14 protein-coding genes are annotated in these 21,632 nt (G+C 62.0%); 5 read left to right on the forward strand and 9 right to left on the reverse strand.

Annotated features, from left to right (window positions below):
- The first annotated feature begins 89 nt into the window (after positions 1-89).
- Together mfd and serB are read left to right on the forward strand one after the other, a co-directional pair.
- Positions 90-3,548: a transcription-repair coupling factor gene (gene mfd / locus EKL02_RS11085; protein WP_128902108.1), complete on the forward strand. Its 3,459-nt coding sequence runs from the start codon at positions 90-92 to the stop codon at positions 3,546-3,548.
- A gap of 34 nt (positions 3,549-3,582) precedes the next feature.
- A complete protein-coding gene (gene serB, locus EKL02_RS11090) occupies positions 3,583-4,443 on the forward strand; it encodes a phosphoserine phosphatase SerB (protein ID WP_128902109.1) in 861 nt (286 codons plus the stop codon).
- 84 nt (positions 4,444-4,527) lie between these two features.
- Here the strand turns inward: serB and acnB are convergent, their stop codons facing one another.
- The 4 genes from acnB to EKL02_RS11110 all read right to left on the reverse strand — a co-directional run bounded on the left by acnB (position 4,528) and on the right by EKL02_RS11110 (position 11,030).
- Entirely contained in the window at positions 4,528-7,113 is a 2,586-nt protein-coding gene (acnB, locus tag EKL02_RS11095; RefSeq protein WP_128902110.1) for a bifunctional aconitate hydratase 2/2-methylisocitrate dehydratase, read from the reverse strand.
- A gap of 255 nt (positions 7,114-7,368) precedes the next feature.
- Complete coding sequence (locus EKL02_RS11100) at positions 7,369-8,874, reverse strand: CoA-acylating methylmalonate-semialdehyde dehydrogenase (RefSeq protein WP_128902111.1); 1,506 nt, start codon at positions 8,872-8,874, stop codon at positions 7,369-7,371.
- A 67-nt stretch (positions 8,875-8,941) separates the two neighbouring features.
- On the reverse strand, positions 8,942-9,844 hold the full coding sequence (gene mmsB / locus EKL02_RS11105; protein WP_128902112.1) for a 3-hydroxyisobutyrate dehydrogenase: 903 nt from the start codon (positions 9,842-9,844) through the stop codon (positions 8,942-8,944).
- Positions 9,845-9,860: 16 nt separating this feature from the next.
- The gene (locus EKL02_RS11110) at positions 9,861-11,030 is read right to left on the reverse strand and encodes an ABC transporter substrate-binding protein (protein WP_241687867.1); all 1,170 of its coding nucleotides are present in this window, start codon (positions 11,028-11,030) and stop codon (positions 9,861-9,863) included.
- 155 nt (positions 11,031-11,185) lie between these two features.
- Here EKL02_RS11110 and EKL02_RS11115 point away from each other — a divergent pair, with 155 nt between their 5' ends.
- The 3 genes from EKL02_RS11115 (at position 11,186) to EKL02_RS11125 (ending at position 15,612) form a co-directional block, all read left to right on the forward strand.
- The gene (locus tag EKL02_RS11115) at positions 11,186-12,112 is read left to right on the forward strand and encodes a LysR family transcriptional regulator (protein ID WP_241687694.1); all 927 of its coding nucleotides are present in this window, start codon (positions 11,186-11,188) and stop codon (positions 12,110-12,112) included.
- 76 nt (positions 12,113-12,188) lie between these two features.
- The gene (locus EKL02_RS11120) at positions 12,189-12,551 is read left to right on the forward strand and encodes a hypothetical protein (RefSeq protein ID WP_128902115.1); all 363 of its coding nucleotides are present in this window, start codon (positions 12,189-12,191) and stop codon (positions 12,549-12,551) included.
- Positions 12,552-12,837: 286 nt separating this feature from the next.
- Positions 12,838-15,612: an EAL domain-containing protein gene (locus EKL02_RS11125; RefSeq protein WP_128902116.1), complete on the forward strand. Its 2,775-nt coding sequence runs from the start codon at positions 12,838-12,840 to the stop codon at positions 15,610-15,612.
- An 18-nt stretch (positions 15,613-15,630) separates the two neighbouring features.
- Here the strand turns inward: EKL02_RS11125 and EKL02_RS11130 are convergent, their stop codons facing one another.
- From EKL02_RS11130 to nuoL, 5 genes are read right to left on the reverse strand one after another with little or no spacing between them, the layout of a single operon-like run.
- On the reverse strand, positions 15,631-16,194 hold the full coding sequence (locus EKL02_RS11130) for an NUDIX hydrolase (RefSeq protein ID WP_128902117.1): 564 nt from the start codon (positions 16,192-16,194) through the stop codon (positions 15,631-15,633).
- On the reverse strand, positions 16,187-16,495 hold the full coding sequence (locus EKL02_RS11135; protein ID WP_128902118.1) for a DUF2818 family protein: 309 nt from the start codon (positions 16,493-16,495) through the stop codon (positions 16,187-16,189). Before EKL02_RS11135 ends, EKL02_RS11130 begins: the two co-directional genes overlap by 8 nt.
- 20 nt (positions 16,496-16,515) lie before the next feature.
- A complete protein-coding gene (nuoN, locus tag EKL02_RS11140) occupies positions 16,516-18,024 on the reverse strand; it encodes an NADH-quinone oxidoreductase subunit NuoN (protein WP_128902119.1) in 1,509 nt (502 codons plus the stop codon).
- 34 nt (positions 18,025-18,058) lie between these two features.
- On the reverse strand, positions 18,059-19,549 hold the full coding sequence (locus tag EKL02_RS11145) for an NADH-quinone oxidoreductase subunit M (RefSeq protein WP_128902120.1): 1,491 nt from the start codon (positions 19,547-19,549) through the stop codon (positions 18,059-18,061).
- Between the two features lie 25 nt (positions 19,550-19,574).
- On the reverse strand, positions 19,575-21,620 hold the full coding sequence (nuoL, locus tag EKL02_RS11150) for an NADH-quinone oxidoreductase subunit L (protein WP_128902121.1): 2,046 nt from the start codon (positions 21,618-21,620) through the stop codon (positions 19,575-19,577).
- Positions 21,621-21,632: the final 12 nt, after the last annotated feature.

Below are 21,632 nucleotides of genomic sequence, written 5' to 3' on the forward strand. Positions count from 1 at the left end.
ATAATTTCATACGATTCCGACCTTGCCAAACCGCACGTGATGCGCTTTGGCCTTTTTGCTTTGTACGCCGCCCTTTTGCCGCCACCTGCATGCCGTTCGACCTGAAAAAATCCTTGCCCAAGCCCGGCCACCGCTTTGTCCTGCCAGCCGTGCATGGATCTGCCGACGCCTTCGCGCTGGCACAAGCCGCCATCGAACTGGCGGCGCAAAAGCGCATGCTGGTGGTCGTGGTCGCCAGCGCCCCGGATGCCCAGCGCCTGCTGACGGAAATCCGCTGGTTTGGCGCACCTGATGGCGCCAATGAAGCCGCGCAGCTGCGCTGCCACCTGCTGCCGGACTGGGAAACGCTGCCCTACGACGCGTTTTCCCCGCACCAGGACCTGGTCTCGGAGCGCCTGGCAACCCTGCATGAAATCCGCAACGGCCAGTGCGATGTCCTGATCGTACCCGCCACCACGGCGCTGGTGCGCATGGCGCCGCCCTCCTTTCTGGCTGCCTACACCTTCTTTTTCAAGCAGGGTGAAAAGCTCGATGAAGCGCAGCTCAAGTCGCAGCTGACCCTGGCCGGCTATACCCATGTGGCGCAAGTCATGTCGCCCGGCGAGTATTCGGTGCGCGGCGGCCTGATCGACCTGTTCCCGATGGGCTCTGCCCTGCCCTACCGGCTCGACCTGTTCGGCGACACCATCGAGACCATCCGCACCTTCGATGCCGATACCCAGCGCTCGCTTTACCCGGTGCGCGAAGTGCGCCTGCTGCCGGGCCGCGAATTCCCGATGGATGAGGCGGCGCGCACGGCCTTCCGCGGCCGCTGGCGCGAAGTCTTCGAGGGCGACCCATCGCGCTCGGCCATCTACAAGGATATCGGCAACGGCATCGCATCGGCCGGCATCGAGTATTACCTGCCGCTGTTTTTCGAGCAGACCGCCACCTTGTTCGAGTACCTGCCTGACGACGTCACGTTTGCCCTGGTGGGCGACATCGACGCTGCCATCAAGCGCTTCTGGAACGACACGCAGTCGCGCTACAAATTCCTCAAGTCCGACCGCGAGCGCCCGCTGCTGGAGCCGCAGCAATTGTTCCTGACCGACGAGGACTTCTTCACGCTCGCCAAGCCGCACGGACGCTGGGTAATCCAGTCCGACCCGGCGCCTTCCGAATTGTCGGCGCCGCTGCCGGATATTGCCGTCAACCGCCGCCTCGACGATCCGCTGACGAACCTGCGCGCCTTCCTGCTGCAAACTGACAAGCGCGTCCTGGTCTGCGCCGACTCGGGCGGCCGCCGCGAAACGCTGTCGCAGTATTTCGCCGAATACGGCCTGGCGCTCGCGCCCTGCGACGGCTACACCGATTTCGCCACTTCCTCCGAAAAGCTGATGCTTGGCGTGGCCCCCCTGCAGGCAGGTTTCCAGCTACTGGCGGACGGTGCCAACCTGGCCTTCATCACCGAGACCGAGCTGTATGCCGGCTCGGGCCGGCGCGCCGGCCGCAAGCGCCAGGAAGGCGCAACCCAGGTCGAGGCCATGGTGCGCGACCTGTCGGAGCTGAAGATCGGCGACCCGGTGGTGCACGTCAACCACGGCATCGGCCGTTACATGGGCCTGCTCAGCATGGACATGGGCGAAGGCGAAACCGAATTCCTGCACCTCGAGTACGCCAAGGAATCCAAACTTTACGTGCCGGTGTCGCAGTTGCACGTGATTTCCCGCTATTCGGGCGCAGCGCCCGAAGATGCGCCGCTGCATGCGCTCGGCTCCGGCCAGTGGGAAAAGGCGCGCAAGAAGGCGGCCCAGCAGATCCGCGACACCGCCGCCGAACTGCTCAACCTCTACGCCCGCCGTGCCGCCCGCCAGGGCCATGCCTTCCAGTATTCCGCGCACGATTACGACGCCTTTGCCGAAAGCTTCGGCTTCGAGGAGACGCCCGACCAGGCCGCCGCCATCAACGCGGTCATCACCGACATGACCTCTGGCAAGCCCATGGACCGCCTGATCTGCGGCGATGTCGGTTTCGGCAAGACTGAAGTCGCCCTGCGCGCCGCCTTCGTCGCCGTCATGGGCGGCAAGCAGGTCGCGCTGCTGGCCCCCACCACCCTGCTGGCCGAGCAGCATGCGCAGAATTTCGCCGACCGCTTTGCCGACTGGCCGGTGCGAATCGCCGAACTGTCGCGCTTTCGCAGCGGCAAGGAAATCACCCAGGCCATCAAGGGCATGGCCGAAGGCACCATCGACATCGCCATCGGCACGCACAAGCTGCTCTCGCCCGACATGCAGTTCTCGCGCCTCGGTCTCGTCATCATCGACGAGGAACACCGTTTCGGCGTGCGCCAGAAGGAAGCCCTGAAAGCCCTGCGCGCCGAGGTGGACGTCTTGACCCTGACCGCCACGCCGATCCCGCGCACGCTGGGCATGGCGCTGGAAGGCTTGCGGGAATTTTCCATCATCGCCACCGCGCCGCAAAAGCGCCTGGCGATCAAGACTTTCGTGCGCACGGAAGGCGAATCGGTGATCCGCGAAGCCTGCCTGCGCGAACTGAAGCGCGGCGGCCAGGTGTACTTCCTGCACAACGAAGTCGAGACCATCGAGAACCGCAAGGCCATGCTGGAAGCGCTGCTGCCGGAAGCGCGCATCGGCGTGGCGCACGGCCAGATGCACGAGCGCGACCTGGAAAAGGTGATGCGCGACTTTGTCGCCCAGCGCTTCAACATCCTCCTGTGCACCACCATCATCGAGACCGGCATCGACGTGCCGACCGCCAATACCATCGTCATGCACCGCGCCGACAAGTTTGGCCTCGCGCAGCTGCACCAGTTGCGCGGGCGCGTCGGCCGCTCGCACCACCAGGCCTATGCCTACCTGCTGGTGCACGACGTCCAGGGGCTGACCAAGCTGGCGCAGCGCAGGCTCGACGCCATCCAGCAGATGGAAGAACTGGGCAGCGGTTTTTACCTGGCCATGCACGACCTCGAGATCCGCGGCGCCGGCGAAGTGCTGGGCGAAAGCCAGTCCGGCGAAATGATCGAGATCGGCTTCCAGCTGTATTCCGACATGCTGAACGAAGCGGTCCGGTCGCTGAAGAACGGTAAGGAGCCGGACCTCGCCGCGCCGCTGGCCACCACCACCGAAATCAACCTGCACGTGCCGGCGCTGCTGCCGGCGGATTTCTGCGGCGATGTGCACGAGCGCCTGTCGATCTACAAGCGCCTGGCCAACTGCAGCGCGGCCGGCGCCATCGACGACCTGCAGGAAGAACTGATCGACCGTTTCGGCAAGCTGCCGGATCCGGTCAAGGCGCTGATCGAAACGCACCGCCTGCGCGTGGCCGCCAAGCCGGTCGGCATCGTCAAGATCGATGCCCATGCCGAGTCGGCAGTGCTGCAGTTCGAGCCCAATCCGCCGATCGACGCCATGAAGATCATCGACCTGATCCAGAAGAACCGCCACATCAAGCTGCACGGGCAGGATAAACTACGCATTACCGTGGGCATGCCGGATCTGGCGGCGCGGGTGAACCAGGTCAAGACCGCGATCCGCGCACTGCTGTCATGAAACCAACATTTTCCAATTTAAACACTGCACAAGCATGAACCTGATCTTGCAAGGCGCCGCCGAACGCGCCGATATCGAACGCATCGCCGCCCTGGCCCAGGCCGAATCCATCACGGCCATCGGCACCGGCACGGCGGCCAATGCCTGGCGCTGCGGCGGCGCCCTGCGCAACGAAGCCACCGCCGCCGCGCTCGATGCCGCCTGCCAGGCCGCCCGCCTCGATTATGCTTTCGTCATGCCCAACCAGCGCCTGTCCGACTTCAAGCTCCTGGCCATGGACATGGATTCGACCCTGATCACCATCGAATGCATCGACGAGATCGCCGACATGCAGGGCCTCAAACCCCAGGTGTCGGAAATCACCGAAGCCGCCATGCGCGGCGAAATTGAATTCCGCGAAAGCCTGGCGCGCCGCGTCGCGCTCCTGAACGGCCTGGATGCCACGGCCCTGCAACGCGTCTACGACGAGCGCCTGAAGCTTTCGCCCGGCGCGGAAAACCTGCTCGCCGCAGCCAAGGCCGCCGGCCTAAAAACCCTCCTGGTGTCGGGCGGCTTCACCTTTTTTACCGACCGCATCAAGGAACGCCTGGGCCTGGACTATGCCCATTCCAACCGTCTGGAAATCAACGACGGCAAGCTGACCGGCCGCGTCATCGGCGGCGTCGTCGATGCCGAGGAAAAGAAGAATACCGTGCTGCGCGTGTGCCGCGAAATCGGCGCCTCGCCGGCGCAGGCCATCGTCATGGGCGATGGCGCCAATGACCTCGCCATGATGGGCGTGGCCGGGCTGTCGGTGGCTTACCGCGCCAAGCCCGTGGTGCGCGCGCAGGCCGACGTGGCGCTGAATTTCACTGGCCTGGATGGCGTCCTCAAGCTGTTCGATCACGCCGCATAAAAAAATGGCGCCGCAGACGTTCAGTCTGCGGCGCCATTGCGTGGCGCTGCGACGAAAGCAACTCGCCGCAGCCTGCCAACATGCTTACATCTTCACGGTGTCGGCCACTTCCCTGAAGTCTTCGATCTGGTCGAAGTTCATGTACTTGTAGATCTTGTCGCCGTTGGCGCTGAGCACGCCCATGTCGAGCATGTACTCTTCCTTGGTCGGGATCTTGCCCAGGCGCGAGCAGATCGCTGCCAGTTCCGCCGAGCCAAGGTACACGTTGGTGTTCTTGCCCAGGCGGTTCGGGAAGTTACGGGTCGAGGTCGACATGACGGTTGCGCCTTCGCGCACCTGTGCCTGGTTGCCCATGCACAGCGAGCAGCCCGGCATTTCGGTACGGGCGCCGGCTGTGCCGAAGACGCCGTAGTGGCCTTCCTCGGTCAGCTGCTTCTGGTCCATCTTGGTCGGCGGAGCCACCCACAGCTTGACCGGGATGTCGCGCTTGCCTTCCAAGAGCTTCGACGCAGCACGGAAATGGCCGATGTTGGTCATGCACGAGCCGATGAACACTTCATCGATCTTGGCGCCGGCCACGTCCGACAGCGTCTTCACGTCGTCCGGATCGTTCGGGCAGGCCACGATCGGCTCGTGAATGTCGGCCAGGTCGATCTCGATGACGGCGGCGTACTCGGCGTCGGCATCCGGCGCCAACAGTTGCGGGTCGGCCAGCCACTGCTCCATCGCCTTGATGCGGCGCTGCAGGCTGCGCGGGTCCTGGTAGCCCTGGGCAATCATCCACTTCAGCAGCGTGATGTTGCTGGTGAGGTATTCGATGATCGGTTCCTTGTTCAGGTGGACCGCGCAACCGGCGGCCGAACGCTCGGCGGAAGCATCCGACAGCTCGAACGCTTGCTCGACCTTCAAGTCCGGCAGGCCTTCGATTTCGAGAATGCGGCCGGAGAAGATGTTCTTCTTGCCTTGCTTGGCAACGGTCAGCGTGCCTGCCTTGATGGCGTACAGCGGAATCGCGTTGACCAGGTCACGCAGAGTCACGCCCGGCTGCATCTTGCCCTTGAAGCGGACCAGCACCGATTCCGGCATATCCAGCGGCATGGTTCCGGTGGCGGCGGCAAAGGCGACCAGGCCCGAACCGGCCGGGAAGCTGATGCCGATCGGGAAGCGGGTATGCGAATCGCCGCCGGTGCCGACGGTATCGGGCAGCAGCATGCGGTTGAGCCACGAGTGGATCACGCCGTCGCCCGGGCGCAGCGCGATGCCGCCACGGTTGCTGATGAAGTTCGGCAGGGTCTGGTGGGTCTTCACGTCCACCGGCTTCGGATAGGCGGCGGTGTGGCAGAACGATTGCATGACGAGGTCGGCCGAGAAGCCCAGGCACGCCAGGTCTTTCAGTTCGTCGCGGGTCATTGGGCCGGTGGTGTCTTGCGAGCCGACCGAAGTCATTTTCGGTTCGCAGTAGGTGCCCGGGCGCACGCCCTGGCCTTCCGGCAAACCGCAGGCGCGGCCAACCATCTTCTGGGCCAGCGAGAAGCCCTTGCTGCTGTTGGCCGGCTGAGTCGGCAGGCGGAACAGGGTCGACGGCGCCAGGCCGAGGGCTTCACGCGCCTTGGCGGTCAGGCCACGGCCGATGATCAGGGGGATGCGGCCGCCGGCGCGCACTTCATCGAACAGCACGTCGGACTTGACCTGGAACTCGGAAATCACTTCACCGTTCTTCAGGGCACGGCCGTCGTAGGGACGCAGTTCAACCACGTCGCCCATTTCCATCTTCGAGACGTCGAGTTCGATCGGCAGTGCGCCGGCATCTTCCATCGTGTTGTAGAAAATCGGTGCGATCTTGCCGCCCAGGCAGACGCCGCCAAAACGCTTGTTCGGAACAAACGGGATATCTTCGCCGGTGAACCACAGCACCGAGTTGGTGGCCGACTTGCGCGAGGAGCCGGTGCCGACCACGTCGCCGACGTAGGCGACCAGGTGGCCCTTTTCCTTGAGCGATTCGATAAACTTGACCGGGCCGCGCTTGCCGTCTTCTTCCGGGGTGATGCCGGGACGGGCGTTCTTGAGCATCGCCAGCGCGTGCATCGGGATGTCCGGGCGGGTAGTGGCGTCCGGGGCTGGCGACAGGTCGTCGGTGTTGGTTTCGCCGGTCACTTTCAAGACGGTGATGGTCAGGCTTTGCGGCACTTCCGGACGGCTGGTGAACCATTCGGCGTCAGCCCAGCTTTGCAGCACGGCCTTGGCATTGGCGTTGCCCTTGTCGGCCAGTTCCTTGACGTCGTGGAACTGGTCGAACATCAGCAGGGTTTTCTTCAGCGCGTCGGCGGCGACGACGCCCACTTCAGCGTCGGCCAACAGCTCGACCAGCGGCTGGATGTTGTAACCGCCCAGCATCGTGCCGAGCAGTTCGGTCGCGCGGGCGCGCGAAATCAGCGCGCAGGCGGTCTCGCCTTTGGCCACGGCTGCCAGGAAGCCAGCCTTAACGCGGGCGGCTTCATCCACGCCGGCGGGCACGCGGTGGGTGATCAGGTCGAGCAGGGTCTGCTCTTCGCCAGCGGGCGGATTCGTCAGCAGTTCCACCAGCTCGGCGGTCTGCTGGGCCGTCAGCGGCAGGGGGGGAATTCCGAGCGCGGCGCGTTCGGCCACATGAGCACGATAGTTTTCAAGCATGGAGAACCTTCTGATATGGCGTTTTCGGGGGAGTGCTTTTTTGGCACTCCGGGGCTATTTCGGGCACTACTTGGGTCGTGATTTTATTCTTAATACCTTGCAACGTCAAATGTCTTATGTCTTATATAAGAGTCAAAAAGAAAGTATCCTGAATCATGGTTCATGGAATCCGCATAAAAAAACCGCCGGATTATGAATCCGGCGGCTGTCACAGGCATGAGCCGCCGCCCCCAGCGGCTGGCTCCCGCCCCCCAATCAGGCGTTGGCTTCGAAAGCCAGCGAAACCGGCAGGGCTTCCTGGTCCGGGTTCGGCCAGCGCTGCGACACGGTCTTGATCTTGGTGTAGAAGCGCGCGGCGTCCGGGCCAAACATGTGCGAGTCGCCGAACTTGGAACGGCGCAAGCCGCCAAAGTTGAAGTAGCCCGCCGGCAGCGGCACCGGGACATTCACGCCGATCATGCCCGCTTCCACCTCGCTCATGAAGCGGTGCGCCGACTTGCCGTCGCGGGTAAAGATCACTGCGCCGTTGCCGAATTCGTGCTTGTTCGTGATGGCGATCGCTTCATCGAAGCTGGCGGCGCGCACGATGCCGCGCACCGGGCCGAATACTTCCTGCTTGTAGAGATCCATCTCGGTGGTGACATGGTCGAACAGGGTCGGTCCGATGTAGTAGCCATTTTCATGGCCCGCCACCTTGATGCCGCGGCCGTCGATCACCATGTCCGCACCGGCCTTGACAGCGTCGTCGATCGAGCGCAGCACGCTTTGCTGCGACTGCGCCGAGATCACCGCGCCGAAATCCGCCGTGGGGTCGTTGTAAGGCCCGATCTTCAGCGCATTGATCTTTTGGATCACGAGTTCACGCAGGCGCTCAGCGGTAGCCTTGCCGACCGGCAGCAACAACGATACCGCCATGCAGCGCTGGCTGGCCGAGCCATAACCTGCTGAGACGAAGGCCGCAGCGGCAGCTTCGAGGTCGGCGTCGGGCATCACCACCATGTGGTTCTTGCCGCCAGTATAGGCTGCCACGCGCTTGTTGTGCGACGTGCCCTTCTGGTAAATGTATTCGCCCACCGGTGTCGAGCCGACGAAGCTGATGCCGGCGATGCCGGGATGCTCCAGCATGCCATCGACGATTTCCTTGTCGCCATGAACGATGTTGAACACGCCCTTGGGCAAGCCGGCCTGCTCGAACAGGCGGGCGAATTCCAGCGCGGCGCTGGGCACCCGTTCCGAAGGCTTCCACACGATACCGTTGCCGACCGCAACCGCCATGGCCATCATCGCTGCCGGCACCATGATCGGGAAGTTGAACGGCGAAATGATGCCGACCACGCCGATGGGGGCACGCATCGAGAAAACGTCGATGCCGCCGCCGACATTGGTGGCATATTCACCCTTCGTCACATGCGGCTCATTGCAGGCGAATTCGATCGCCTCGACGCCGCGGCCGATCTCGCCCTTGGCGTCGGCAATGGTCTTGCCATGCTCGCGGCCGATCATTTCAGCCAGGCGGTCGGTATTGGCGATCACCAGTTCGCGCAGCTTGAACATGACGGCCTGGCGCGCGGCATGCGACTGCTGCCCCCAGCGCTGGCCGGCTTGCGCCGCGATCGATACGGCACGGTCGAGCGTGGTGCGGTCGCCATAATGCAGGCGCGCGATTTCCTCGCCGGTGGAGGGGTTGAAGACCGCGCCGGTGCGCCCGCCGCTGCCGGCGTCAAGTTCGCCGTTGATGTAATGGGTGATGTTTTGGCTCATGATGTCTCTATGTCCTTTTTAAGTCTGGGATGGCGCCTGTCGCCTGAAGCGCGGCGCCGGGTGAATGTCAGGATTTATTGGCGGCGAACATGTTGAAAATGCTGCCGAAGTCGAGCTTGCCGTTGCCGGAGGCGCTATGCAGCGCATACAGGTTGCGCGCCAGTCCACCCAGCGGCACGCTGGCGCGGATATCGGTGGCCGCTTCGACCGCCAGGCCGAGGTCTTTCAGCATCAGGTCAGTGGCGAAACCGCCGCTATAGGAGCGCGCCGACGGCACGTTTTCCAAAGTACCCGGACAAGGGTTGTACGAATTGACCACCCAGCTGGCGCCCGAGCTCTTGCCGATGATTTCCGACAGTACTTTGGGGTCGAGCCCGTTGGCGATGCCAAGTTGCAGCGCTTCGCAGGTGCCGCTCATGATGATCCCGAGCAGCATGTTGTTGCAGACCTTGGCGGTCTGGCCGGCGCCATGGCTGCCGGCATGGAAAATATTCTTGCCCATTTTTTCCAGCACGGCGCGGGCGCGCTCCAGCTGGACGCTGTCGCCGCCGACCATGAAGGTCAGGGTACCGGCGTCAGCCGCGACGGTGCCGCCCGAGACCGGCGCATCGACCATGTCGACGCCCCGGGCCTTTGCCGCCTCGGCCACTTCGCGCGCTGCGCTGGCCGAAATGGTGGAACTGTCGATGATCAGCGCGCCGGGCGCCAGTTGCGCCAGCACGCCCTGGCCACCCTGCCCGCCGCCCAGATACAGCGACTTCACATGGGCGGCGGCGGGCAACATGCTGAGCACCACCTGGGCATCCTGTACCGCCTGGGCGGCGCTGTCGGCAGTCTTGCCGCCGGCCGCTTCCAGCGCCTGCAGCGCCGCGCCGGAAAGATCGAAACCGGTGACCGAAAAGCCGGCCTTGACCAGGTTCTTCGCCATGGGCAAACCCATGTTGCCCAGGCCGATGAATGCGATTTTCATGGGGAATATCCTTTGCTTATTTCTTCACCAGCGGGCACAGCGACTGCGCCAGCGGCTGGAATGCCTTGTCGGCGGGGATGGTTGCCTTCAGGTTGTAGTAATCCCAGGCGCCCTTCGATTCTTCCGGCTTCTTCACTTCGACCAGGTACATGTCGTGGATCACGCGGCCGTCCGGGCGGATGCTGGCGTTGCGCATGACCGCATCCTTGATCGGCAATTCGCGCATCTTGGCGGAGACCGCGTTGGCCTCATCGGTCTTGGCAGCCGCCACCGATTTCAGGTAATGCAGCACGCTCGAATACACCCCGGCATGCACCGAGTTGGGCTTGGCCTTGTGGATTTTTTCAAAGCGACCGGCGAATTCCTTGGTTTGCTCGTCGTGGTTCCAGTAAAAGCCTTCGGAAAAGATCAGGCCCTGCGCAAGAGGCAATCCCAGCGCATGCACGTCGGTAATATTGAACAGTAAGGCCGCCAGCTTCTGGTTCTTGCCCAAGCCGAATTCGCGCGCACCCTTGATGGCGTTGATGGCATCCTGGGTCGAATTGGCCAGGCCGATGACGTCTGCCTTGGAGGCTTGTGCCTGCAACAGGAAGGAAGAGAAATCGCTGGCGTTCAGGGGATGTTTCACCGCACCGACGACGTTGCCGCTATTAGCCTTGACCTGCTCCGCGGCATCCTTTTCCAGTGATTGACCAAAGGCATAGTCCACCGTAATGAAGTACCAGGACTTGCCGCCGGCGCGCGTCAGCGCCGCCGCCGCACCGGCAGAAGCCGAGTAGGTGTCGAACATCCAGTGGAAACTGTTCGGCGCGCATTCGTCATTGGTCAGGCGGGAGGTGGCCGCGCCATTAAACAGGCCGACAGCCCCCTTTTCCCGCATCAGTTTCTGCACCGAGATCGCCGCGGCCGAGTTGGTGAGGTCAGCAAAAGCGTCGACCTTTTCCACGTCGAGCCACTCGCGCGCCTTGGAAGCAGCGATGTCAGCCTTGTTAAGATGGTCGGCCGACAGCACCTTGATCTTCATGCCCTTGCATTCCGCTTTCAGGCAATCCTCAATGGCCAGGTTGGTGGCGACCACCGAACCCTTGCCGCCAAACACGGAGTACGGACCCGACATGTCGGTCAGCACGCCGATCCTGACTTCGCCATCCGAAATTTGTGCCTGGGCACCAAAAGAAATGGCCATGGCGAGTGGCAATACTGCCTTGCGCAGCGACTTGATTTTCATACCTGTCTCCTTCTGTTGTTGATTTAATGTGAATCGATTGTAGATGACATTTTTGAGCTCGGCTCAGCAAAAAATGCCGTGCTATTATGCGTTTTTGCATAACGGAGCCTCTGGTGAAGCACGTCGACTGGGACGATTTTCGGGTGTTTCTGGGACTGGCGCGGGCGCAGTCCGCGCTGGAGGCATCCCAGACCATAGGCATGAACCAGTCCACCCTGTCGCGGCGCCTGCGCAAGCTGGAAGAAAACATTGGCGCCAAGCTGTTCGACCGCAATTCGCACGGCCATCACCTGACCAGCGCCGGGCACCGCTTGCTGGAGCATGTCGAGAAACTGGAATCCACCTTGGCGGCGGTGGAGAAGGACGTCTCCGGCGACAGCATGGCACTGAGCGGCGAAATCCGCCTGGGGGCCACCGAAGGCTTCGGCAGCCAGTTCCTGGCGCCGCACCTGGCACAATTCTGCACCTCGCACCCTGCCATCACGGTCGACCTGTTGCCGCTGCCGCGCCACGTCAACCTCTCCCGGCGCGAGGCCGACGCTTCCGTGACGATCGACCGCCCGACCGTCGACAGCTTTGTCACCGCCAAACTGGCAGACTACCGCCTGCTGCCCTACGCCACGCCGGCTTACCTGCAGCGCCATGCGCCAATCCGCTGCGAAGCGGATCTGGCCGAACACCGCTGGATCGATTATGTCGACGACCTGATCTTCGCCGACCAGCAAGTCACCCTGCACAAATGGCTGCCGTCGGTGAAACCGTTTTTGCGCAGCACCAGCATCGTTGCGCAATGTCAGGCGACCCGCTCGGGCCTGGGCATCGCATTGCTGCCCTGCTTCATGGGCAGCGTCACGCCCGACCTGGTGCCGGTGCTGCCACAGGAAATCGATATCACGCGTTCATTCTGGCTGGTGGCGCCGTCTGAGCGCCGTGAAGTCGCGCGCATCAAGGCAATGTGGGACTATCTGCGCAGGGTGGCGGACGCCAACGCCGATTTCCTGATGGGCCGCGCGCAGCGGATTGTCTGGCTACCCGCCTGAACCTCATCAGCAAGACGAAGGGCAGCCAATCGGGGTATTCTGTTGAAAATGTCGAAATGAAGAATCAGGAATCCACATGAACCAGGAACTCGTATTCGATCCGCAAACGCAATCGCAGAAGAACATCGCCTGGTGGCTTTACATTTTCCATGGTGCGAGCCTGGTGCTGTCCCTTGGGCTGCTCTCGTGGGTTCCGCTGATTATCAATTATCTCAAGCGCGGCGATGCGGCAGGCACCTTCGTGCAAAGCCACCACAATTGGCAAATCCGCTCGTTCTGGTGGTACCTGTTCTGGATGATCCTTGGCGGCCTGATTTTCGTTACCGTGATCGGCATTCCCCTGGCCTGGCTGATCTGGTTTTGCGCGCCGATCTGGAAAGCCTATCGTCTCATCAAGGGTTTTCTTGATCTCGATGCCAACCAGCCCATGCCGATATAGGCATTGTGCGCGCACCATCGCCCTCAAATATTGCACGCATGAAATTGCTGCCTTGCACAAACACATTTCCCGGAAATTTCCAGGCGAAATTGTGACAAATTTCTGTTTTGTCGAAGAAAAATTTGCTATTCAATAAAAAAAATTGCATATTGGCGAAAATAAATTAGTTCGCTGACTTCTGGTTCGCAACAAACTTTCACTACAGCAAATTACAGCACGACCGCTGTATTTCAGCCAGGCAAATTAGCGGCACATGCTCCATTCAGGACACTCGAGGCGCTGATCCGTGCAACGCAACTATTCCTCTTTGCTCAAGCAACTCCAGAAACTCGGGGCCGAACACCCCGGTGAGCTGCCGAGCATTGACAGCTGGATGCAATTCCTCGACCAGGCGACCCATTCGGCTGTGGAGCTGGCGTCAGAGCATGCCGGTGCCGAACGCAACAAGGATTACCTATCGTCCGAAATCCAGGATCTGGGCAGCCGCATCGAGGAAACCCAGCGCATTGCCGGCCTCGGCGACTGGTCTTTCGATCGCCGCCTGGGCCAGGGCAAATGGTCGCGCGAATGCTACCGCATCTTCGGGCTGTCGCCCTCCGCGCCCATGCCCTCCTATAAGGAGCTGTCGCGCCAGATCCACCGTGACGACCGCCTCTACGTCAAGGACCGTGTCGAAGCGGCGCTGCACGATGCCCGCAAGTTTGAAATCGAATTCCGCTATCGGCTGCCGGACGACGACATCCGCTGGGTGCGCGCGATCGGGCAGCCGGTCAAGAACGCCCGGGGCCAGGTATGCCGCCTGTTCGGCACGGTCATGGATGTCAACAACCGCAAGCTGATCGAAGTGCGGCAATCCATGGAGCATACGGTTGCGCGCCTGCTGGCCGAATGCGACTCGCCCGTGGAAGTCATTCCGGAAATTATCGAAACCATTTGCGCCACCTTCGGCTGGTCTTGCGGGGCGCTCTGGATGCCGGACAAGAAAGCCAGCGTGCTGCGCCGGATTGCAACCTGGACATTGCCCCGCCCCGATGTCGAAAAATTCTTCCACAACACGCCTGAGCAGATCCCGCTGCCGGCCACCGGCGCCCTCTCCAGCCGCACCCTGCGCGTGGCGCGCGCGGAATGGTTTCCGGATGCCTCGCGCGGCGAGCATTTCGCCCGCGCCACCCAGGCCGCCTACTCCGGCCTCTACGGCAGCCTGGCATTCCCGCTGCAGGCTGCCGGCGAGATCCTCGGCATCATGGAATTTTTCGGCCCGCAGCCGCAGGAAGCCGACCGCGAAACCCTGCAAAGCGCGCACTTCATCGGCCGCCATATCGGCCAGTTCTTCCAGCGCAAGCAAGTCGAGCAAGCCCTGCGCGAGAGCGAAGCCCACTTCCGCGCGCTGGTCGAGCAGGCATCCGACAGCTTCTACGTGCATGACATGGAAGGCAAGTTCATCGACGTCAACCAGCAGGGTTGCGAAGGCCTGGGCTACACGCGCAGCGAATTGCTGAGCAGGACAGCCCAGGATATCGACCTCGACCTGACGACCCGCGAACTCAAGAAGCTGACCGCCAGGATCAGCAACGGCGTGCCGATCGCGCGCGAAAGCCGCTACCGCCGCAAGGATGGCACGACCTTCCCGGTCGAGATCCGCATGGGCCCGATCGACATCAACGGCCGCCAGCACCTCTTGTCGCTGGTGCGCGACGTCACCGAACGCAAGGAGATGCAGGACCATATCCAGCATCTGGCGTATCACGACTCGCTGACCAACCTGCCCAACCGGGCGATGTTCAACCGCCACCTGAGCCATGCCATCGACCAGGCCGGCCGCCACGGCAAGTCGCTGGCAGTACTGTTCATCGACCTCGACCGCTTCAAGTACGTCAACGACACGCTGGGCCACGATGCCGGCGACCGACTGCTGCAGGAGATGTCGCGCAGGCTCGGCAACGCCCTGCACGGCGACCTGGTGGCGCGCCTCGGCGGCGATGAATTCGTGGTGCTGCTGGAAGACATCGACGACGCCGAGCATGTCAGCCACGTCGCGCAAAAGATCCTGAAGTCGCTGGTGGAAGAGTTTCCCCTGAACGGTCAGCTGATCCATATCACCGCCAGCATCGGCGTCTCCGTGTTCCCGGAAGACGGCAAGGATGAATTCGCCCTGATGAAGCACGCGGACATTGCCATGTACCGCGCCAAGGACCGCGGCAAGAACAATTTCCAGTTTTATTCGGCCTACATGAGCCAGCATGCCGCCAAGATGCTGGCGCTCGAATCCAGCCTGCGCCGGGCCATCGAGCGCGAGGAATTGGTGCTGTACTACCAGGGCAAGGTGGAAACCCGTACCGGACGCATCACCGGCGTGGAATCGCTGGTGCGCTGGGAGCACCCGGAGCTGGGCCTGCTGTCGCCCGACCAGTTCATCCCGCTGGCCGAAGAAACCGGCCTGATCGTTCCGCTGTCGAAATGGGTATTGCGCCAGGCATGCATGCAGATCTGCGCATGGCAAAGGCAGAACCTGCCGCCGCTGACCGTCGCGGTCAACCTGTCGGCGCGCCAGTTTACCGAAGATTACCTGGTGGAAGACACAGCGCAAACCCTGCGTGAACTGGGCATGAACCCGACCCTGCTGGAGCTGGAAATCACGGAAAGCATGATGATGCACAATCCGGAGCGCACCATCCAGATCCTCCAGGAACTCAAGGCCATGGGCATCCGCATCGCCATTGACGATTTCGGCATCGGCTATTCATCGCTGTCGCACCTGCGCCAGTTCCCGATCGATATCATCAAGATCGACCGCTCGTTCATCCAGGACGTGCCGGGCGACCCCGCCGACGAAGCGATCACCGAGGCGATCATCGCCATGGGCAAGAGCCTGAAAATCACGGTCGTGGCCGAAGGCGTGGAAAAGATCGAACAGCTGCAATTCCTGTCGGACCGCAGCTGCGAGGAAATCCAGGGTTATTTCTTCAGCAGGCCGCTGCCGGCCGAGGAATTCACCAAGCTGTTGTGGAAGAACCTCGCGCCGGTGGGCGTGCCCAAAAAGCGGCCCGCGGCGAAACTGTAGGCCTGGAAGGATGCCCGTTCAGGGCGCTGGCGGTTGCCACTGCCCGCTGGCGATTTTTTCCAGCCAAAAAGTACCGATGATGGTTTTCACGTCGGTGATTTTCCCGTCGCGCACCCACTCAAGCACCTCGGCCAGCGGCGCCCGGAAGGTGTCGAGGAATTCTTCATCGTCAAGCTTGCGCTCGCCGGCAATCAAGCCGCGCGCGAGATAGATTTCCAGGAATTCGTCGGAATAGGCAATCGCGTTATGGATGACGCAGACGCGCTGCCAGTCGGCGGCGGTGTAGCCGGTTTCTTCCTGCAATTCACGCTTGGCGCATGCCAGGCGGTCTTCACCCGGATCGATTTTACCGGCCGGGAATTCGAGAAATACCTGGTCAAGCGGGTAACGGAACTGGCGTTCCAGCAGCACGCTGCCATCATCGAACAGCGGCAGGATCACGACCGCGCCCGGATGGCGAAAATATTCCCGCGATGCCAGCGCGCCATTCGGCAGTTGCACCTTGTCGTGCCGCACCTTGAGAAAACTGCCGTCGTAGACCAGTTGGCTGTCGACCAGCGTTTCCTTCAAATGTTCATCCATGACGCTTGCGCAGGTAACGGAAGACAAAACCGGGGAACGCCAGCACGAGGAACAGGCAGGCGGTGATTGCGTAGAATTCCCAGCGCTGGCTGAACACGCCGCCGATGCGGGATTCGAGCAGCCAGGCCACGCCGCCCACGGCAAAATACAGAACCACCATTTCCAGCAGGCGTAGCCAGAGCGGCTTGTGCGGAAACGCCTGCAGGGGCATGACGCCAAGCAGGCGTTCGTTAAGGAATGGCAGGTTGGCGGCCAGTGCTGCCAACCCGATCACAAACCAGCTATAGGATGTCGCTGTCACGTAATTTGCTTGTGCCGCGATCAGGCCGCGATGCTGGCGATATTTTTCAGGGCATGGCCGATCGACTGGCCGATCGCGCTTTCGCAGATCGCCATCAAGCCGCCTGGCAAGATACCCAGCACCAGCATGGCAGCGCCGTTCAGGCTGAGCGTAAAGCGCATGTCATTCGTGGCGACGATTGGCGCGGTGTCCACCGGGGCATCGAAATACATCAGCTTGACCACGCGCAGGTAGTAGAACGCACCGATCAGCGAAGCCATGACGGCAAAGATCGCCAGCCAGATCTGACCGCTTGCCAGGACCGCCTGCAGGATCGACAGCTTGGCGTAAAAGCCGACCATCGGCGGCACGCCCGCCAGCGAAAACATCAGCATCAGCATCACCAGGGCAAACCACGGGCTGCGCTGGTTCAGGCCCTTCAGGTCTTCCAGCTTGTCAGCCTCGAAGCCGGCGCGCGACAGCAGGATGACGATGCCGAAGCTGCCCAGGGTGGTCAGCACATAGGTGATCGCATAGAACATCGATGCGCCATAGGCGCTGACAGCGCCGGTGCTTTTCTGGTCAACCACCCCGGACAGGAGGCCCAGCAGGACAAAGCCCATGTGCGAAATGGTCGAGTACGCCAGCATGCGCTTGAGGTTGGTCTGGGCGATTGCGGTGATATTACCGATGGCCAGAGAAAGCACGGCCAGCACCAGCAGCATCTGCTGCCAGTCGAAGGCCAGCGGCAGCAAGCCTTCCACCAGCAGGCGCACGCAGATGGCGAAGGTCGCCAGCTTCGGCGCGGCGCCCAGCAGCAGCGTGACCGGTGTCGGCGCACCCTGGTAGACGTCCGGCACCCACATGTGGAACGGCACGGCGCCCAGCTTGAACGCAAGGCCGGCCACCAGGAAGACGATGCCGAACACGAGCACGGTCGGCTTGATGGTGCCCGAGACGGTCGCCTTGGCAACCGCATTGATTTCCAGCGAACCGGTGGCGCCATACAGCATCGACATGCCGTACAGCAGGAAACCGGAAGCCAGCGCGCCCAGCACGAAATACTTCATGGCTGCCTCGGTCGCCACGGCGTCATTGCGGCGCAGCGCCACCAGCGCGTACAGCGACAGCGACATCAGTTCCAGGCCGAGGTAGATCGACAAAAAGCTGGTGCCCGAGATCATGACCATCTGGCCGAGCAGGCAGAACAGCGCCAGCACGTAGTACTCGCCGCCGAGAGTGCCACCGCTGGCCATGCCGCGCTGGACCACATACTGGCGCGAGTACACCAGCGTCACGCCAACGGCAAGGTACGAGAACAGCTTGAGCAGATGCGACATCGGATCCGACACGAACATGTTGTTGAACGTGTAGGTGACCGCGCCGGCTTCGAAGGAATACAGGCTCAGGGCCGCGCACACCGCCAGCGCCGCCAGCGACAGCATGTAGGTGATGTTGCGCTTGGCATCCGGCAGGAACATGTCGATCAGCAGGATCGCCGAGGCGGCGATTAGCAGGAAGATTTCGGGATAGACCGGGATCAGATTCATGTTATTCACTTATTGGGCGACAGCATCGCTTGTTTTAATTCAGTTTCGAGGTGGCGACATGCTTGAGCAGGTCGGTCACCGATGTCTGCATCGCATCGGTGAACGGCGCCGGGTACAGGCCCATCACCAGCACGGCAATCGCCAGCACGCCGAGAATCAGGAACTCGCGCTTGTTCAGGTCTGTCAGCGCGGCGACATGCGCATTGCAGACGTCACCGAAAATCACCCGCTTGGCCAGCCACAGCGAGTAGGCGGCGCCGAGGATCAGGGCGGTCGCCGTCAGCACGCCGATCCAGAAATTGAACTCGACTGCGCCCAGGATCACCATGAACTCGCCGACGAAGCCGGAAGTCGCCGGCAAGCCGCAGTTGGCCATCGAGAACAGCACGAAGAAGGCGGCGAAACGCGGCATGGTATTGACCACCCCGCCGTAATCGGCGATCTCGCGGCTATGCACGCGGTCGTACAGCACGCCGATACACAGGAACATTGCGCCGGAAACGAAGCCGTGCGAAATCATCTGCACGATGCCGCCCTGCACGCCCATGTCATTGAAGACGAAGAAGCCGAGGGTGACGAAGCCCATGTGCGCAATCGACGAATACGCCACCAGCTTCTTCATGTCCTTCTGCACCAGCGCGACCAGGCCGATGTAGATCACGGCGATCAGCGACAGCGTGATGACCAGCCAGGACAACTGGTGGCTGGCGTCCGGGGCGATCGGCAGCGAGAAACGCAGGAAGCCGTAGCCGCCGAGTTTCAGCATGATGGCTGCCAGCACCACCGAGCCGCCGGTGGGCGCCTCGACGTGGGCATCCGGCAGCCAGGTATGCACCGGCCACATCGGCACCTTGACCGCGAACGCCATCATGAAAGCCAGGAAGATGGGGATCTGTGCGCCGATCGGCAGCGGCAGCTTGTGCCATGCCAGGATGTCGAAGCTGCCGTGCGACGCGAAATACAGGTAAAGCAGCGCCACCAGCATCAGCAGCGAGCCGAGGAAGGTGTACAGGAAGAACTTGATTGCCGCATACACGCGGTTCGGCCCGCCCCAGACGCCGATGATGATGAACATCGGGATCAGGGTGGCTTCGAAGAAGGCATAGAACAGGATGCCGTCGAGCGCGCAAAAGACGCCGATCATCAGGCCCGACAGGATCAGGAAGGCGCCCATGTATTGCGAGACGCGGCTCTCGATGACTTCCCAGGCGGCCAGCACCACCAGCACGGTGATGAAGGCGGTCAGCGGCACGAACCACAGCGAAATGCCGTCGATGCCAAGCGAATAGAAGATGTTGAAGCGCTCGATCCAGGCGAATTTTTCGACAAACTGCATGCCATGGGCGGCATTGTCGAATTGCGCGACGATCGGCAGCGTCACCAGGAAGCTGACGAGCGCGCCGATCAGCGCCACGCCGCGCGCCAGCGCCGGGTTATCGTCACGGCCGAATGCCAGGATGAAGGCGCCAAATGCGATCGGACACCAGATCGCCAGGCTCAGGAGGGGGATAGTTGACTGCATCATAAGCACTTTTTATTTTGCTGGGTCTTTATTTGGCAAACGGGAACGGCAAGAACCAGATCAGGAAGCCCAGCACGCCAAGGATCATCACGAAGGCGTAGTGGTAGATGTAACCGGACTGGAAATGGCGCGTGATACGGGCAAACCATTCGACCACGCGGGCGCTGCCGTTGACGATCAGGCCGTCGATCAGGCCGCGGTCGCCCACCTTCCACAAGCCGCCGCCCAGTGCGCGCGCGCCGCCGGCAAACACCACTTCATTGAACTTGTCCATGTAGTACTTGTTGTCCAGCAGCGTATGCACTGCGTGGAACTTGGCGTAGAACCAGGCTGGCACCCTCGGATTGACCATGTAGCAGTAGTATGCCGCCGCCACGCCGCCCGCAGCCAGCGCAAACACCGGCGTAGTGAAGGCATGCAGGCCCATTGCCACCGCACCATGGAATTCGTGCGCTAGTTCAGCCATCGCCGGATGGGCCGGGTTGACGAAGATGACATTCTTGAAGAAGTCGCCGAACAGCATCGGGCCGACCGTGAAAAAGCCGATCAGTACGGATGGAATTGCCAGCAGGATCAGCGGCAGCGTCACCACCAGCGGCGCCTCGTGCGGCTTCTCGCCCGGGGCCAGGCCATGGTGGTGGTCTGCGGCGACTTCTTCATCGGCATGGTCGCCGTGATGGTCGTGATGCGCCTTGCCGAAACGCTCTTCGCCATGGAACACCAGGAAATACATGCGGAACGAGTAGAAAGCGGTGACGAAGACGCCTGCCATCACGGCGAAATAGGCGAAACCGGAACCTGCGATATGCGTCTCACGCACGGCTTCGATGATGCTGTCCTTCGAGTAAAAGCCCGAGAAGAACGGCGTGCCGATCAGGGCCAGCGAACCCAGCAGCGAGGTGATCCAGGTAATCGGCATGTACTTGCGCAGGCCGCCCATATTGCGGATGTCCTGGTCATGGTGCATGCCGATGATGACGGCGCCGGCGCCGAGGAACAGCAGCGCCTTGAAGAACGCGTGGGTCATCAGGTGGAATACGGCGACCGAGTAGGCCGACGCGCCCAGCGCCACGGTCATGTAGCCCAGCTGCGACAGCGTCGAATACGCCACCACGCGCTTGATGTCGTTCTGGATGATGCCCAGGAAACCCATGAACAGCGCCGTGATGGAGCCGATCACGATGATGAACGACAAGGCGGTGTCGGACAGCTCGAACAGCGGCGACATGCGCGCGACCATGAAGATGCCGGCGGTAACCATGGTTGCGGCGTGGATCAGCGCCGAGATCGGCGTCGGGCCTTCCATCGAGTCCGGCAGCCACACGTGCAGCGGGAACTGCGCCGACTTGCCCATCGCGCCGATGAACAGGCAGATGCAGGCCACCGTCAGCAGCATCCAGTCGGTGCCCGGCAATGTCAGGGTTGCCAGCTGCTCGCGCTTGGCGAAGACTTCGTTGTAATCCATCGAGCCGGCATACGCCAGCAGGAGGCCGATGCCGAGGATGAAGCCGAAGTCGCCGACGCGGTTGACCAGGAAGGCCTTCATGTTGGCGTAGATCGCCGTCGGACGGGTGTACCAGAAGCCGATCAGCAGGTACGACACTAGGCCCACCGCTTCCCAGCCGAAGAACAGCTGCAGGAAGTTGTTGCTCATGACCAGCATCAGCATCGAGAAGGTGAACAGCGAGATGTACGAGAAGAAGCGGTTGTAGCCTTCATCCTCGGCCATGTAGCCGATCGTGTAGATGTGCACCATCAGCGACACGAAGGTCACCACGCACATCATCATCGCCGTCAGGCTGTCGACCAGGAAGCCGACTTCCAGCTTCAGGCCTGCCACGGTCATCCATTCGTAGACCGAGCCATTGTAGGTGGCGCCATCCAGCACCGCCAGCAGCGTCTGCACCGAGATCAGGAACGCCACCAGCACGCCCAGGATGGTAACGGTATGGGAAGTCTTGCGACCAATTACATTGCCGAAGAACCTGGTGCCAAGGAGGCCCGCAATTGCGGAGCCGGCCAGCGGCGCCAGTGGTACGGCAAGTAGGAGGTTAGGGTTGAGTTGCCCCGCCATGTTCGACCTTAT

The organism is Janthinobacterium sp. 17J80-10 (assembly GCF_004114795.1).
GTDB lineage: Bacteria > Pseudomonadota > Gammaproteobacteria > Burkholderiales > Burkholderiaceae_D > Paucimonas.

Coding starts and splice junctions, on each gene's coding strand:
- mfd (WP_128902108.1), top strand. CDS start 90: ATGCCGTTCGACCTGAAAAAATCCTTGCCCAAGCCCGGCCACCGCTTT.
- serB (WP_128902109.1), top strand. CDS start 3,583: ATGAACCTGATCTTGCAAGGCGCCGCCGAACGCGCCGATATCGAACGC.
- acnB (WP_128902110.1), bottom strand. CDS start 7,113: ATGCTTGAAAACTATCGTGCTCATGTGGCCGAACGCGCCGCGCTCGGA.
- EKL02_RS11100 (WP_128902111.1), bottom strand. CDS start 8,874: ATGAGCCAAAACATCACCCATTACATCAACGGCGAACTTGACGCCGGC.
- mmsB (WP_128902112.1), bottom strand. CDS start 9,844: ATGAAAATCGCATTCATCGGCCTGGGCAACATGGGTTTGCCCATGGCG.
- EKL02_RS11110 (WP_241687867.1), bottom strand. CDS start 11,030: ATGGCCATTTCTTTTGGTGCCCAGGCACAAATTTCGGATGGCGAAGTC.
- EKL02_RS11120 (WP_128902115.1), top strand. CDS start 12,189: ATGAACCAGGAACTCGTATTCGATCCGCAAACGCAATCGCAGAAGAAC.
- EKL02_RS11130 (WP_128902117.1), bottom strand. CDS start 16,194: ATGGATGAACATTTGAAGGAAACGCTGGTCGACAGCCAACTGGTCTAC.
- nuoN (WP_128902119.1), bottom strand. CDS start 18,024: ATGAATCTGATCCCGGTCTATCCCGAAATCTTCCTGCTAATCGCCGCC.
- EKL02_RS11145 (WP_128902120.1), bottom strand. CDS start 19,549: ATGATGCAGTCAACTATCCCCCTCCTGAGCCTGGCGATCTGGTGTCCG.
- nuoL (WP_128902121.1), bottom strand. CDS start 21,620: ATGGCGGGGCAACTCAACCCTAACCTCCTACTTGCCGTACCACTGGCG.